This is a genomic window from Dactylosporangium cerinum (assembly GCF_042653625.1).
In the GTDB taxonomy this organism is placed as follows: Bacteria; Actinomycetota; Actinomycetes; order Mycobacteriales; family Micromonosporaceae; genus Dactylosporangium; species Dactylosporangium cerinum.
The window spans coordinates 105747-119876 of sequence record NZ_JBHSIU010000121.1; the positions used below are offsets into that span (position 1 = coordinate 105747).

Consider the following 14130-nt stretch of genomic DNA (forward strand, 5'->3'; position numbering starts at 1 on the left):
CCGGTAGGAGGCGGCACGGGCCGGGGCGCGGAGGGAGTGTGGCGCGATCGCTGGACGTCCTGAGTTCGGGGAGGTGCTGCGCGCTCATCGGCGCGCGGCGCGGTTGACGTTGGAACAGCTGGCCGAGATGTCGGGGGTCAGCACCCGGACGCTGTCGGACATGGAGCGCGGTCGGAGCCGGGGACCTCAGCATCGGACCGTGTCCGCTGTGGCGGACGCCCTCGCCTTGGACGGCGACGTTCGCCGGCAGTTGATCGAGCTGGCGCGCGATGGCCGGCTGCGGGATCACTGGACGCGCGCGACCGGCCTGTGTGAACTGCCCCGGTCGGTCGACGACTTCACCGGTCGCGCCGCTGAACTGGTGTGGGTGAGCGAACTCATGTCCGCCGAGCGTTCGCCAGGTGTCGGCGTGGTGGGGCTCATCACCGGCTCCGCGGGCCTGGGGAAGACCACCTTCGCCGTCCGTGCCGCTCATTGCGTGCGGCCGGGTTTCCCCGACGGGGTGTTCTTCCTCGATCTGTTCGGGATGTCCCAGCGCCCGCTGGCCGTCGACGACGCCCTGCAGTTGCTGCTGCGCGCGCTCGGTGTCGCAGACCAGCAGGTCCCGGGCGACACCGAGGGCCGCGCCTCCTTGTACCGGTCGCTGCTGCAGGACAAGCGGGTCATGATCGTGCTCGACAACGCAGCGTCGGAGGAACAGGTGCGCCCGCTCCTGCCGGGAGGGGGCGCGGGCCGGGTACTGGTCACCACGCGGCGGCAGCTGGCAGGTCTTGAGGGCGTCCGCAGGCTCGTCCTGGGACCCCTGCCGCTGCCGGAGTCCACCGAACTGCTGACCGGCATCCTGGGCGAACGGTCTGCCTCCGACGGAGAACCGGCCCTCACCCGGCTTGCCGAGCTGTGCGGCGGTCTACCGCTGGCGCTACGGATCATCGGCAACCGCCTTGCCAGCCGACCCGGCTGGGACGCCGCCGATCTCGCGGCCCGGTTGGCGCACGAGGAGCGCAGGCTGGATCACTTCAAGGCGGGCGACCTCAAGATCGCCAACGCGTTCGGGATGTCGTACGAGCAGCTCGCGAACTTCGCCCGGCGGATGTTCCGGCGGCTGGCCGTGGTGCCGGGACAGGACTTCGACGCCGCCCTGGCCGCCGTCGCCGGAGCAATGGCGATCGAGGATGCGTGGGAGGCACTGGACGACCTCGTCGACCTCGGCCTGCTCTACGACAGCGCCGCAGGCCGTTACCGGTTCCACGATCTGGTTCGGTTGTTCGCCCGGGACCGGCTCTACGAGGAGGAGACCGAGGCCGAGCGCGCAGCACTGACGGGGAAGGTCACGTCGTGGCTGCTGCGGATGGCGACGCTGGCCGGGCGGTGGTTCGAACCCGGCTACGGCCGTCCCGCCCGGCCCGACCCCGATCTCACCGCGCTGTCCTCCGCGGAGGACGCCGACTGGTGGCTACGGGTGAACGCGGACAACTGGCTGGGCGCGCTGCGGGCCGCGGCCGGCAGCGGCCGGCACTCCCTCGTCCTGGACTGCGCTGAGTCGATGCACTGGTTCTCGGACCGGTGGGGGCACAGCCCGCATTGGCAGGAGGTCTTCACACGGGGAGCGGAGGCCGCCGCCGCCCTCGGCGACCTGGCACAGCAGGCGACCCAGCTGAACTATCTGGCCTGGGTGCATTCGGTGCCGCCCAGCGACCCGCAGGCCGTGCTGCGGTGCGCCTCCGAGGCGCTGGAGCTGGCAACCCGGGCCGACGCCACCGCACAGATCGCCTGGGCACACGAGTACACCGCTTCGGCACTGCAGTTGCTCACCCGACTCGACGAGGCCGCCGCGTCGTCCTCGCGGGCGGCGGAGATGTTCAAGGCCATCGGCGACATCGACTCCTACGTCCAGAGCCGCGCCGCCATCACGAACTGCCTCTTCGACGCGGGGCGCTACGCCGAAGCGCTGGAGCAGTACCGCGCACTGTTCGTGATCCTGGACGACCCCGAGTCGGGGATGACCCCGAGCGTGGCGACGCACAGCCGGCCGCTGGCACTGTTACGGATCGGCCTCTGCCTGGGGCACCTCGGCCGTCGCGCGGAGGCGATCACCACGCTCGCCGAGGGAATCGACCTCTTGGACACGCTCCAGGCATCGGACTACCGGCAGGCCGGAGCACTGGAAACGCTGGCTGCCCTCCTGGCCGAGGTAGGTCGGACCGGCGACAGCCACCATGCCTACGCCCGGGCGGCGCAGGTCTTCGAAGCGATCGGCGACACGGAGGCGAGCCGTCGCTGCCACGCCCTGGCGAGCGCCTCGGCCTAGGATGCGTCCACGGGGACGTTGTCGTCGACGGTGATCGATTTCGGCTGGGTGTCTGCAGCGCCGGTCATCACGCTGGGACCTTCCGTCCGTACACGGCCAGCGCCCAGATCACGAACACATCCAACGCGATGATCAGCAGCGACCAGATCGGGTAATAGGGAAGGAACAGGAAGTTCGCGATAGCGCTCAGCCCGGCCAGCGCGATACCCACGGCTCGGGCCCACAGGCGTCCGGAGAACACCGCGCAGCCTGCCAGGAGCACCAAGAAGCCTCCGACGAGGTGGATCCATCCCCAAGCGGTCACGTCGAACCTGAACAGGTAGTCCGGTGTGACCACGAAGAACGTGTTCTCGACGACCGCGGCCAGGCCCGCAGCCATGTGAAACACGCCGATGATGATCATCAGCACGCCGGCGAAGGCGGTGAAGCCGCTGGCCCACCCGCCGGAGGGCTCCTCCCGAACCAACCCTGCTCCCCGGTGCGAGCTCTGCGCCGCCATCTCCTGTACCCCTCCCGCTCGGGCCGGCTCCGGTCAACAGATCACGCCGCGGGTGGTTTGATCGACTCCGACCTACCTGCAACGGTCTTCACCTCCTCGCCGAACCGCCTCACTCGGAAGGAGTGACGATCGTTGACTGCGCGGGGGCGCTGTTCCCGTGGCGCACCATCAACGGTGAAGAGGCGTCGGCGTATTACGCGGCCGGGACGGCGCAGTACCACATTGATGCCGACATCGCCTATGCGCTCGACCAGTACGTCAAGGTCACCGGCGACTCCGACCTGCTGTTCAGGCACGGCGCCGAACTGCTGGTCGAGACGGCCCGCATGTGGGCCGGCCTCGGCTTCTTCTCCCAGCGGCACGGCGGCAGGTTCGTCATCCACAAGGTGACGGGGCCCGACGAGTACACGACGGTCGTCGACAACAAACCTGTTCACGAACCTGATGGCGGCCGAGAACCTGACCCTGGCCGCCGACGCCGTGGATCGCGTTCGAGCGCAGTCCCCACCCGACTTCCGGCGGCTGGTCGAGCGCACCGGCCTGCGCAAGGATGAGCCAGCCGCCTGGCGACGTGCGGCCGAGCGGATGTACCTTTCCTACGACGAGGCCGCCAGCGTTCACCTTCAGGATGACAGCTTCCTCGACCAGGCGCCGTGGGACTTCGCCGCAACGCCGCCGGAGCGCTATCCACTGCTGCTGCACTACCACCCGCTGGTCATCTACCGGCATCAGGTGATCAAGCAGACCGACGTCGTGCTCGCGACGGTGCTGCTGCCCGACCGCTTCACGGCGCACCAGCGGCGGCGGATCTTCGACTACTACGATCCGCTCACCACGGGGGACTCCTCACTGTCCACTGGGTGAGCCGGTCTGCCCGCACTGCCTGCCGGAGCGGAGACGAGCGGGCAGCCGAGCGTGACGCTGGGGCGACGGGGTAGGGGGTCGCCGTGGTCGCGTGGTTGGATCGTTTCCAGCGTCGGCACGCCTGGCTGGGATTCCCGCTGGCGGTGGTTTACAAGTTCGTCGACGACCGTGGTCCATATCTCGCCGCGATGGTGACCTATTACGGCTTCATCTCGCTGTTCCCGCTGACGCTGCTGTTCCTCACCGCGCTGGGCTTCTTCCTGGAGGCCAACCCCGACCTGTACCAGCAACTCGTGCAGACGACGGTGGGGGATCTGCCGGTCATCGGGACGGAGTTGCAGCGCAACGTCAGCGGGTTGCGCGGCAGCGGCACGCGCCTGGTGCTCAGCGTCCTCGGTGCACTGTACGGCGGACTGGGGGCGATGCAGGCCGCGCAGGCCGGGTTCAATCACATCTACGGTGTCCCGCGCACCGAACAGCCCAATCCGATCCGGTCCAGGCTGCGCAGCCTCGGGCTGTTGCTGACGCTCGGCAGCGCGGTGCTGCTGTCGGCGGTGGCCGCGACGTTCGTGGCCTTCGCCCACGAGCTCACCGGCCGGTCCGGGCCCGGACTGCAGTTCCTCGGCTACCTGTTGACGTTCATCATCAATGCTGGCCTGTTCACCGCGGCGATGCAGCTGCTGACCGCCCGGACGCTGCGTGTGCGCCAGGTCCTCGCCGGCGGGCTGATCGCCGCGACCTCCTGGATGGCATTGCAGACCGTAGGCGCTCGATACATCGCCGACCGGCTCAGCCACGCGAGCGCGCTCTACGGCACATTCGGACTCGTCCTCGCCGCGCTCGCCTGGATCTACCTGCAAGCGCTCGTGCTGATGCTCTGCGCCGAGATCAACATGATCGCGAACTACCGCCTGTGGCCCCGGGCGCTGCTCACCCCGTTCACCGACGATGTCGAACTGACCGAGGCCGACCGGCAGATCTACACGACGTTCGCGGCCGCGCAGCGATTCAAGGACTTCGAGACGGTGCGGGTCGATTTCAGCCCCCCGCCGCGGGTGAACGGGGGCGAACCGGCGGCGGTGCCGCCGGTGGGCCTCATCCGCGGGGCCTACCGGCCCGGCCGCGAGGGCGAGGGACACTGGCTGGGGAAGGCGGTGCGCGAAATGGACGAAGGTCGACCGGCCACCGACCGAGCCGCGACGTGGCTGGCGCGAGCGGCGTTCGCCGCGGCCGCGGCGGCCGTCGGACTGCTCGTCGGCGTCGCTGGACTGCGGGGGATCGGGCTGCTCGCCGTCGGAGCCGCCGGCGCGGCGGCCGGCATCGCCGGTCTGTGGTGGTTCCTCACCCGCCGCGGCCTGCGGCGCCTCGCCGCGGCCGCCGTCACCATTGCCGCGCCGGTGACGGTGGTGACGCTGTACGGGCGTGCCGGGCTGCTGTGGCTGGTGCTGACCTGCGGTGCGCTGAGCATCGCCGCAGCGGCGGCGGGCAGGGCCGCGCTGCAGCGGACCGGCCGGGCCGAGGACGCCCAGGGGTCCGAGGTCCCGCCACCGCTGCACCCGTTCCTCATCATGAACCCCCGATCGGGAGGCGGAAAGGTGCAGCGATGCGACCTGGCGCGGAAGGCCCGTGCGCTCGGCGCCGAGGTCGTGCTGCTGGACGAGGCGGGCACGTCCGACGTTGCCGCGCTCGCCCGCCGGGCCGTGCGCGCCGGCGCCGATCTGCTCGGTGTGGCCGCAGGCGACGGCACCCAGGCCGCGGTCGCCGCGGTCGCCGTGGACAACGACCTGCCGTTCCTGGTGATCCCCGCCGGCACGCGCAACCACTTCGCGATGGACCTCGGGCTGGACCGCGCCGACCCGGCGAGCGGCCTGGACGCGCTCACCAACGGCGTCGAGATCCGCACCGACGTCGGGCTGGTCAATGACCGGATGTTCGTCAACAACGCCTCGTTCGGCGTCTACGCCGCGCTCGTGCAGAGCCCGGCCTACCGCGACGACAAGGCGGGCACCGCGCTGGATCTGCTGCCCGACCTGCTGACCGCCGGACACGACCCGCCCCTGCGGCTGCGCGCCGGGCAGACGCTCGTGTCCGGGCCACCGGCGATCCTGGTGAGCAACAACCCGTACGCGGTCAACGACGTCATCGGCGCGGGCCGGCGCGAACGCCTCACCGACGGTGTGCTCGGTGTGCTCGCCGTCAGCGCGAACAACGCCTCCGACGCGGTCCGGCTCATGCGCGGCGGCCGCTCGAAGGGGCTCACCCGTTGCACGGCCGACGAGATCGTCGTCGACGCGGACACGCCGTGGATCCCGGCCGGTGTCGATGGTGAGTCGGCCCGGCTGTCCACGCCGGTCCGATGCCGCATCCGGCCCGGCGCGCTGCGGGTCCGGGTGCCCCGCAACCGGCCGGGCCGCCGGCCGGGTCCCCCGCTGGACTGGCGCCGGCTCGGCCGGCTCGCCTTCCCCGCCGGCCGGGGCCGGCCGTGAACGCCGGCCCGGCCCGGCCGCCGCTGGTCATCGCGCACCTGTCGGATCTGCACATCGGGGCACACCTGCCCCAAGTTGCGCGGACGCTGGTGGACGACGTCTCGGCCGCCGCTCCCGCGCTGCTGGTCGTCACCGGCGACTGCACGATGCGCGCGCGGACCAGCCAGTTCTCGCAAGCTCGCGCCGTCCTCGAGCGGCTTCCGGTGCCCCGCCTCGTGGTGACCGGGAACCACGACATCCCGTTGCTCACGCTCGGCCGCCTCGTCGCACCGTACGCCCGCTACCGCTCGTGGATCGATGCCGAGCTCGACCCTCGACTCGACCTGCCCGGCGTGAGGGCGCTCGGGCTGCAGACGATGCCCCGCTGGCGCTGGAAGAGCGGGCGGGTGAGCGGCGAGCAGTCCGCACTGGTCGAGGACTTCCTCGGGTCGGCGCCGGTCGGCGCGCTTCGCCTGCTGGCGGTCCATCACCCGCCGTCGGCCGGTGGCCTGGCCCGGATGCTCGGCCGCGCGGCGCTGATGCGAGCGGCCGCCGCCGCGCGCGTCGACATCGTCCTGGCCGGGCACACGCACGTGCCGGCCGTGCGCGCGATCGACCTGCCGTCCGGGCACCAGCTGGCCGAGGTGGTGGCCGGGACCGCGACGAGCACACGGCTGCGAGGGGTGCCCCGCTCGTGGAACGTCATCCGCGTCGATGCCGCCCACATCCGCGTGGAGCAGCGCTACGAGATCGCCGGGGAATGGCGGACCGGTCGTGTCGTCAGCGTCGAGCGCGGCGCAGGACGGCCTTTGCGCACCCTGTGCTAACCACCGCCACTGGCGATGATCGGGGTCAGCTCGGCGGTGCGGTCCGGGGTCCATCCCTGAGGAGGAACGACGTCGGCCCATGCCGGCACGGCCGACGGCCCGTAGTTGTGCCCGTGCCCCGCGGGCACCCCGGTCGAGAATGCCATGTCGGCGGTCACCTGCCAGAACGTCACGAACGGGATCCAGCGGACCTTCGGCGACACGTCTCGGCCCCGTGGTTCGGCCAGCCATTCCGGCCGGCTGACGATCAGGCGCAGCGACCACCAGACGATCGGGTCGGACGCATGTTGCAGGTACACCACCCGCGGGTTGTTCCATGCGTTCGCCGGGTGATCGAGGTCGGACGCCGGATCACCGGCGAACCGCACCGTCGCGCCCTGCTCGTAGATCGGTAGTACTTCGGGGCTCCCGGCGTCGCGCTCGTCGACGATCTGCTGCCACAGGGCGCTGCTGTTCGGCGGGCCGACGAGCACCATGCCGTCGACCCGGTTGCGGATGTCGTCGACACCGCTGAACGCCGACTCGGCACCGAACGCGCCCAGGCTCTCACCGAAGACGACGAGCTTCGGGCGGTGGCTCGACGGCAACCGCGACCATGCGCCGTACACCTGGTTGAACAGGTCCCGCCCGGCCTCGTGCGCGCGCTGCTCGTCGACGAGGAACGACAGCCAGCTCGGAAGGTACGAATACTGCAACCCGACCATCGCCGTGTCCCCGTTGTACATGTACTCCAACGGGGCGACCGACTTCTCGTCGACCCAGCCCGTGCCGGTCGTGGTGATGACGCAGAGCACCTTGCGGTCGAAGGCGCCGGTGCGTTCCAGCTCCCGAACCGCCAGGGCGGCCCGCTCCCTCGACGTCGGCGCGGACGCCAGCCCGGCGTATACCCGGATCGGTCGCATCGCCGCCTGGCCGGCGAACTGCTGGAGCTGCTGCGCGCTCGGCCCGTCGGCGACGAATCGGCGACCCTGGTTGCCCAGCGACGCCCAGGGCATCAGCGAGCCGGGTCCGCCCGAGCGAAGAGCGTCGGCCGGGGGCTCGGTGCCCGGTTGCGTCTCGTTGTTGATCGAGCGGAACGCGTTGTCGGTGACGGCGAAGAACCCGTTGATGACGACGCCGTTGAGGACACCCAGTGCGATGACCGCGACGAGCGCGCCAGCGATCACGCGGGCGGCCGCCGGCCGGATCCACCGGCCGCCGAACGCGGCGATCCGTGCGGCCGCCGAGCGCAGCAGCCGGAAGAGGCCGACGACTCCGGCCGCGGTGAGCACGGCAACGAGCAGCACGGTCGGGAAGCCGTACCCCGCCGGCCGATCGACGCCCGCCAGCCGATAGACCTCGGCCTGCCAACCGGCCCCCAGGTACAGGAAGATCGTCACCGTCGTGGCCGCGATGCCCGCGAGCCACCGCCAGGCCACCGGACCCGGCCGGGGCAGCGGCCGGACGACAATGTTGCGCAGCATCCAGACGGCGAGAACGCCGATGCCGTAGCCGATCGCCGCAGAAATCCCGGAAATCAGCCCCTGGAGCAGGTTGCCCCGCGGCAACAGCGACGGCGTGAGCGACAGGCAGAACAGGACCACTGCGCCGGTCACGCCGACGAAACTGTAGTGCCAGCGATGCAGCACTCGCTGCCAGAGCCGGCGGACCGTCCCGATCATCGCGCCCTCCGCCCTGCCGCGCGTGCAAACTCATGCGGGCAGCCACCGGCGGTCAACGCGCCGCGCCGGCCGTCGCCAGCACTCCGAACCCGTTCACCGCCCAGTGCAGCCCGATCGGCGCCAGCAGGCTGCCGCTGCGCCGACGCAACTCGCACAGCACGAACCCGGCGACGGTGGTGAAGGCAACCGCGCCGGCGACCGCCAGCACCTGTCCGGTTGGGCCGGGCCCGACCAGCCGTGCCACGGCCGGGTTGACGCGACCGAGGCGCAGCGACGGCAGGATGTGCCAGAGCCCGAACAGCACCGACGAGACGATGCTGGCCTGCGCCGGGCCGCGACGAGAGCGCACCAGCCCCCACAGTACGCCGCGGAATGCGAATTCCTCGAACAGCACGGTGCCGAGCGGCACAACCACCAACGCGGTGAGCACCGCCGTGCCCATGGCGGTCGCGTACCGCTCGTCACGGAACGCCCCGCGCGTGACGGGCGCCAGCGCTGCCACGGTGTAGGTGACAGCCACCGCGGCGGCGCAGATGCCTGCGTAGGCCGCGCCGCTGCGCCACGACCGCCGGCTCAGACCGAGATCGTCGGCGTGCAGACCCGCGCGCCTGGCCACCTCCACCAGCAGCAGCGCACCGGCAGGGCCGGCGATCAACATGGTGTGTGGCGGCCCGAGCCGCCCGGCCGCGGCGACCGTGGCCATCAATGCGACGGTCAGCACCACGGCACCAGCCGGCGCGGTGCGCTGACCGGACGAACTCACGCCCACAGGCTGAGCGTGGAACGCGCGCCGGTGGCATGCCTCACCCACAGCGGGTTATCGGCCGGCGCCCGCACAGGTTCGAGCTGACCACGATCGCGGTCGTGCCGGTGCCCCGCACGTCGGCCAGGCCCGGCGCGGGCTCAGGACCCGGCGAGGTCGCCGCCCAGCAGTTCCCGCTCGCCGGCCGTCAGCACCAGGTCCGCGGCGGCGGCCGAGTCGCGGATGGTCTCCGGTCGGCTCGCTCCCGGGATCGGCACGACCACCGGCGACAACGCCAGCAGCCACGCCAGTCCCACCCGCTGCGGGCTCACCCCGCGGGCCCGCGCCACGGCTTCGAACGGCGCGGCGACCGGGTCCGCCGCCGCGACCGGGTCCGCCGCCGCCGTCGGCGGACCATCCAGCGGACTGCGGGACAGGCCACCGAGCGGGCTCCACGGCAGGAACGCCAGCCCGAGCCGGGCACACAGCGCCAGGACGGGGGCGTCGTCGCGGACCGCGGGGGAGAAGCGGTTCTGCACCGACACCAGGTCCGGTCCCAGGGTCTCGCGCGCCTCCAGAACCTGCGCGCAGGTCACGTTGGACAGGCCGGCCGCCTCGATCTTGCCGGCGTCCAGCAGGGTCCGCAGCGCGCCGACCTGGTCGGCCCACGGCACCGCCGGATCGGGCTTGTGCAGCTGGTACAGGCCGATCCGGTCGACGCCCAGCCGGTGCAGCGACGCCTCGCAGGCGCGGATCAGGTGCTCGGGCCGGGCGTCCACGGTCCAGGAGCCGTCGCCGGGCCGGCCGCGTCCACCCTTCGTGGCGACGAGCGCCCCGCCGACCCCGGCGAGGGCCTTCGCGATCAGCCGCTCGTTGTGTCCCGCCTCGCCGGCGTGCCAGTGGTACGAGTCCGCGGTGTCGATCAGCGTCACCCCGGCGTCCACGGCGGCGCGCAGGGTCGCTACGGCCCGTGCCTCGTCGGGCCGGCCCTCGATGGACAGCGGCATCGCGCCCAGCCCGATCGCGCCCACCCGCCACCGGCCCACCGTTCGGGTCCGCATCTCAGCCCACCTCGTCGATCACGTCGGGCAGCCACTGCGCGACCGGGCTGAACCGGAACCCGTGCCGTTCGGCCCGGCCGGTGTCCATCGGCCGGGAGCCCTCGAACGAGTACGGCGAGGCCTCGGCGCCGGTCTGGAACCGGGGCGCCCGCCCGACCCGTACGCCGATCGCCTCGCACAACTCGAGCACGTCCAGCGCACCCGTGGAGGCGGCGTTGACCGGGCCGGTCACCGTCGCGCCGGCCGCCCACAGCAGCACCTCGACCATCTCGGCGTCGCGGATGAACGAGGCGGGCGTGGGCCGCTCGTGCACCACCACCGGCTCGCCGGCGCGGATCCGGGTCACGTAGTGCGCCAGGCGGCCGGTGAAGTCGGCCGCGCCGCCGCCGAGCACGTGCGCGGTGCGGAGTATGACCGCGTCGAGGTCCGGCTCCCGGCTGAACACGGCCTCCGCCTGCCGCTTGCCCTCGCCGTACTCCCAGGTGCCGGCGGCCAGATCGACGGGCCACGCCGACGGGTCGAACCGTCCTTCGGCGATGCTCGCCGGGGCGGCGCCGGTGAGGGGGAAGTAGACCTCAACGGTCGAGGTCAGCACGTAGCGGCCGACCCGCCCGGCGACGGCCCGGCGGGTCGTCTCGGCCTGCACCGGCGTGTAACAGACCTGGTCGAACACGACGTCGAACTCCCGGCCCCGCAGCGCGCCGCGCAGCGCCGCCCCGTCGTCGCGGTCGGCGACCAGGTGCCGCACCCCGTCCGGCGGCCGGCTCGAACCCCGGTTCAGGACCGTGACGTCGTTTCCGTCCGCGTGCAGACGCTGGACCAGCCGGCGCCCGAAGTACCGGCTACCGCCGATGACCAAAACCTTCACGATCCCGAGCCTGCCGCCCTCGCGCTTGCAGCGGAAGTAATGATCTACTTATCGGGCTGTGAGGAGGGCTTAACGCTGATGATCGACACCGCGCGGCTGCGCGTGCTGCACCAGGTCGCCCTGCAGGGCAGTTTCAGCCGGGCCGCGGCCGCGCTGCGGATCACCCCGTCGGCGGTCTCGCAGCAGGTGGCGGCGCTGGAACGCAGCGTGGGCACCACGGTGGTCGTGCGGACCAGCCGGGGCGTCACGCTCACCGACGCCGGTCGCCTGCTGGTCGAGGCCGCGGAGGTGGTCACCGCCGAGCTGACCGCGGCCCGCCAGCGCATCGACCGGCTCGCCGGCGGCCGCACCCCGCTGCGCATCGCCACGTACAGCAGCGGCGGCCGGGCGCTGCTGCCGGCCGCGCTGACCCGGCTGCTGGCCGCGCATCCGGCCCTGGAGGTCACCATCCTGGAACGGGAGCCGGAGGACAGCCTTCCGCTGCTGCGGCAGGGCGCGGTCGACCTGGCGCTCGCGTACTCCTTCGACGAACCGCAGCCACTGACGCCCGGCGAACGGCGCCGGCTGCGGTGGACCCCGCTGCCCGACGACCCGCTCTACGCCGTCCTGCCCCGCGCCCACCCCCTCGCCGCGCGGACCCGGCTGGACCTGGCCGAGCTCGCCGACCAGCGGTGGGTGCTGGGCTGCCTGAAGACGGAGGCCCACCTGCGGCGCCAGGCCGCCCGGATCGGCATCGAGCTGGACATCGCCGCCACCACCACCGACTACTTCTTCGCCCAGGCACTGGTGCGGGCCGGCGTCGGCGTGTCCCTGATTCCGCGCGTCGCGCTGGAGGACTCGCCGGACCAGGCCGTCGTCGAACTCGGCCCCTACCGCCCGGTCCGCCACGTCGCCGCGGTCACCACCCGCCGCGGCCTCGAGACCCCCCACCTCGCCCAGCTCGTGGACCTGCTGGCGGGACAGCCGTCAGGTGGTGCCGGGGTCCGGTGACATGAGACCGCTCTTGTAGGCCAGGACGACGAGCTGGGCCCGGTCGCGGGCGCCGAGCTTCGCCATCGCCCGCTGGACGTGCGTGCGCACGGTCAGCACGCTGAGGTGCAGCTCGCCGGCGATCTCGTCGTTGGACCGGCCGTCGGCGGCCAGCTTCATGACCTCGAGCTCGCGGCTGGTCAGGTCCCCGAGACCGGGCGCGGCGGGCGGCGCGACGGCCGGCCCCGGCGGCGGGGTGGCCAGGAACTGCGCGATGAGCGCCCTGGTCGCGCCCGGGGACAGCAGGCTGTCGCCGGCGGCGACGGTGCGGATCGCCTCGAGCAGCATGTCGGTGGTGACGTACTTGCCGAGGAAGCCGCTGGCGCCGGCGGGCAGGGCGCGGTCAGCCCGCCGACGATCACCCCGGCCAGGATCGCCAGCCACCCGAGGACCACCAGACCCCGGCGGCGGAAACACCACCGGCCGAGCCGAGCCGACGTCGCTGCCACAGGCCGTCTCCAATCCGCACGCTTGGAGCCACCACGATCCGGCCCGACCCCACCCCGTGTCGTCGTGCGCGTGCAGGCCGCCGGCTACCCGATCCGAACCATGCCGGCGGCGCCGGACTCCTGCAGCAGCAGTAGTGCCGGTTGCCCGCTCAGCTGCGGGTGACGCCGTCGGGCCAGACGACATGGACCGGGCGGCCGAGGGAGCGGGCGTGGGCGACGACGTCGGCGGTGCCGCCGCGGCCGGTGGCGGGCCGGCCGTCCCAGACCGCGAGCAGCACCGAGCTGCGCTCGACGACGCGGATGCCGGCGGCCATGAACGCCTCCTCCGACGGCGCGGGGAACGGCAGCCGCTCCACCGAGGCCGCGGCGGACAGCAGCCGTCGGTACCGCTGCGCGTCGGCCGGTGTGCCGAAGGCCGCGTCGTAGCCGTCGCACGGCACCACGACGTCGAGCCGCCCGCCGAGGTCGGCCACGACGGCCGCGAAGAGCTGATCCGCGCCGGCCGCGAGGCTTCCGACACCCGTCACGGGTGGCTCGAACGCGCCGAGCAGGTCCCGGATGCCCGCCGTGACATACGCGAGCGCACCGGCCGGGATGTTCTGGTGCCCGGTCACCCCGATGGTGCTCACCGACCGCCGGACGAGGTGCGGCGGTGGGCCGTGGAGAAGGTGCAGCCCTCGCACTGCTGCGGAAGGAGCGTCTCTGCCATACGACCCGTCTTACCCAGTCGCGGGGTGCGCCGCAACCGCTCGCTCGGGAGGCGCGGGAAGGGCCGGGCTTGAGGGCGTGACGACCGACACGTGTCCGCTTGGTGCGGGGGGCGCGCGAGGCTGGTTCAACGGGTGCACAATCTGGATCGCACACGTCACGACGCGCGGCAGTGCGCGGATCGGGCGACGGGGTTTGGAGTAGCCGGTGCGCGGTCAGTCGCTGGTCGGCAAGGTCGGCGTGGTGGTCACCGCGGTGCGCGGGGGTGACCGGCCCGGCGAGGTCCGGGTCGTGGTCCAGGGCACCCCGCACCACTACCTCGCCTATGCCGCCGAGCCGCTGCCGCCCGGCACTCAGGTGCTCGTCATTCATTTCCGTGGCACGCGTCAGGTGGACGTCGAACCGTGGTCGCCGATGCCCGGGGACCACACCATCACCACTGGCTGAGAGAGGCCAACCCCATGTTCGGTTACCGTGTTCCCGCCCCGAACGAGGCCCTGCTGATCAGCGGCAGGAAGCAGCGGGGGGCAGACGCACTACCGTTCAAGATCGTCACTGGGCACGGCACGTTCGTCGTGCCGGTGTTCTCCAAGGCCACCCGGCTGACCCTGGCGATGCAGGAGGCTGAGGTCGAGGAGGACTGTTACAC

At 72.3% G+C, this 14130-nt stretch carries 14 protein-coding genes and 1 pseudogene; 8 read left to right on the forward strand and 7 right to left on the reverse strand.

Annotation, left to right across the window (positions count from 1 at the left end):
* Positions 1 to 73 precede the first annotated feature (73 nt).
* Positions 74 to 2308 (forward strand): helix-turn-helix domain-containing protein, encoded by a 2235-nt coding sequence (locus tag ACFPIJ_RS57240; protein ID WP_380127990.1) that lies wholly within the window; start codon positions 74 to 76, stop codon positions 2306 to 2308.
* Positions 2309 to 2375: 67 nt separating this feature from the next.
* On the opposite strand, the gene ACFPIJ_RS57245 is transcribed toward ACFPIJ_RS57240, so the two are convergent.
* Positions 2376 to 2807, reverse strand: coding sequence for a DUF7144 family membrane protein (locus ACFPIJ_RS57245; RefSeq protein WP_380127991.1), 432 nt, complete (start codon positions 2805 to 2807; stop codon positions 2376 to 2378).
* A gap of 122 nt (positions 2808 to 2929) precedes the next feature.
* Here ACFPIJ_RS57245 and ACFPIJ_RS57250 point away from each other — a divergent pair, with 122 nt between their 5' ends.
* From ACFPIJ_RS57250 to ACFPIJ_RS57265, 4 genes are all read left to right on the forward strand, one after another.
* Positions 2930 to 3361, forward strand: coding sequence for a hypothetical protein (locus ACFPIJ_RS57250; RefSeq protein WP_380127992.1), 432 nt, complete (start codon positions 2930 to 2932; stop codon positions 3359 to 3361).
* Positions 3252 to 3671: a hypothetical protein gene (locus ACFPIJ_RS57255; protein ID WP_380127993.1), complete on the forward strand. Its 420-nt coding sequence runs from the start codon at positions 3252 to 3254 to the stop codon at positions 3669 to 3671. Before ACFPIJ_RS57250 ends, ACFPIJ_RS57255 begins: the two co-directional genes overlap by 110 nt.
* Before the next feature lie 83 nt (positions 3672 to 3754).
* Entirely contained in the window at positions 3755 to 6157 is a 2403-nt protein-coding gene (locus ACFPIJ_RS57260) for a YhjD/YihY/BrkB family envelope integrity protein (RefSeq protein ID WP_380127994.1), read from the forward strand.
* Positions 6154 to 6963, forward strand: a complete 810-nt coding sequence (locus ACFPIJ_RS57265; RefSeq protein WP_380127995.1) for a metallophosphoesterase family protein — start codon at positions 6154 to 6156, stop codon at positions 6961 to 6963. The genes ACFPIJ_RS57260 and ACFPIJ_RS57265 overlap by 4 nt, the downstream gene beginning before the upstream one ends.
* On the opposite strand, the gene ACFPIJ_RS57270 is transcribed toward ACFPIJ_RS57265, so the two are convergent.
* The 4 genes from ACFPIJ_RS57270 to ACFPIJ_RS57285 form a co-directional block, all read right to left on the reverse strand.
* Positions 6960 to 8624: an alpha/beta hydrolase gene (locus tag ACFPIJ_RS57270; RefSeq protein WP_380127996.1), complete on the reverse strand. Its 1665-nt coding sequence runs from the start codon at positions 8622 to 8624 to the stop codon at positions 6960 to 6962. The genes ACFPIJ_RS57265 and ACFPIJ_RS57270 overlap by 4 nt on opposite strands.
* A 52-nt stretch (positions 8625 to 8676) precedes the next feature.
* Positions 8677 to 9387: a CPBP family intramembrane glutamic endopeptidase gene (locus ACFPIJ_RS57275; protein ID WP_380127997.1), complete on the reverse strand. Its 711-nt coding sequence runs from the start codon at positions 9385 to 9387 to the stop codon at positions 8677 to 8679.
* A 140-nt stretch (positions 9388 to 9527) separates the two neighbouring features.
* On the reverse strand, positions 9528 to 10427 hold the full coding sequence (locus ACFPIJ_RS57280) for an aldo/keto reductase (RefSeq protein ID WP_380127998.1): 900 nt from the start codon (positions 10425 to 10427) through the stop codon (positions 9528 to 9530).
* 1 nt (position 10428) lies between these two features.
* Complete coding sequence (locus tag ACFPIJ_RS57285) at positions 10429 to 11295, reverse strand: NAD-dependent epimerase/dehydratase family protein (RefSeq protein ID WP_380127999.1); 867 nt, start codon at positions 11293 to 11295, stop codon at positions 10429 to 10431.
* Positions 11296 to 11373: 78 nt separating this feature from the next.
* Here ACFPIJ_RS57285 and ACFPIJ_RS57290 point away from each other — a divergent pair, with 78 nt between their 5' ends.
* Positions 11374 to 12285 (forward strand): LysR family transcriptional regulator, encoded by a 912-nt coding sequence (locus ACFPIJ_RS57290; protein ID WP_380128000.1) that lies wholly within the window; start codon positions 11374 to 11376, stop codon positions 12283 to 12285.
* On the opposite strand, the gene ACFPIJ_RS57295 is transcribed toward ACFPIJ_RS57290, so the two are convergent.
* Both ACFPIJ_RS57295 and ACFPIJ_RS57300 read right to left on the reverse strand, forming a co-directional pair.
* Entirely contained in the window at positions 12262 to 12708 is a 447-nt protein-coding gene (locus tag ACFPIJ_RS57295; RefSeq protein ID WP_380128001.1) for a response regulator transcription factor, read from the reverse strand. The two genes, ACFPIJ_RS57290 and ACFPIJ_RS57295, sit on opposite strands and share 24 nt — an antisense overlap.
* Before the next feature lie 214 nt (positions 12709 to 12922).
* Positions 12923 to 13402: a hypothetical protein gene (locus ACFPIJ_RS57300; protein WP_380128002.1), complete on the reverse strand. Its 480-nt coding sequence runs from the start codon at positions 13400 to 13402 to the stop codon at positions 12923 to 12925.
* Positions 13403 to 13688: 286 nt separating this feature from the next.
* On the opposite strand from ACFPIJ_RS57300, the gene ACFPIJ_RS57305 reads away from it, so the two are divergent.
* Together ACFPIJ_RS57305 and ACFPIJ_RS57310 are read left to right on the forward strand one after the other, a co-directional pair.
* Positions 13689 to 13928: a hypothetical protein gene (locus ACFPIJ_RS57305; RefSeq protein WP_380128003.1), complete on the forward strand. Its 240-nt coding sequence runs from the start codon at positions 13689 to 13691 to the stop codon at positions 13926 to 13928.
* 14 nt (positions 13929 to 13942) lie between these two features.
* A pseudogene (locus ACFPIJ_RS57310) lies at positions 13943 to 14130 on the forward strand (flotillin); the annotation flags it as partial.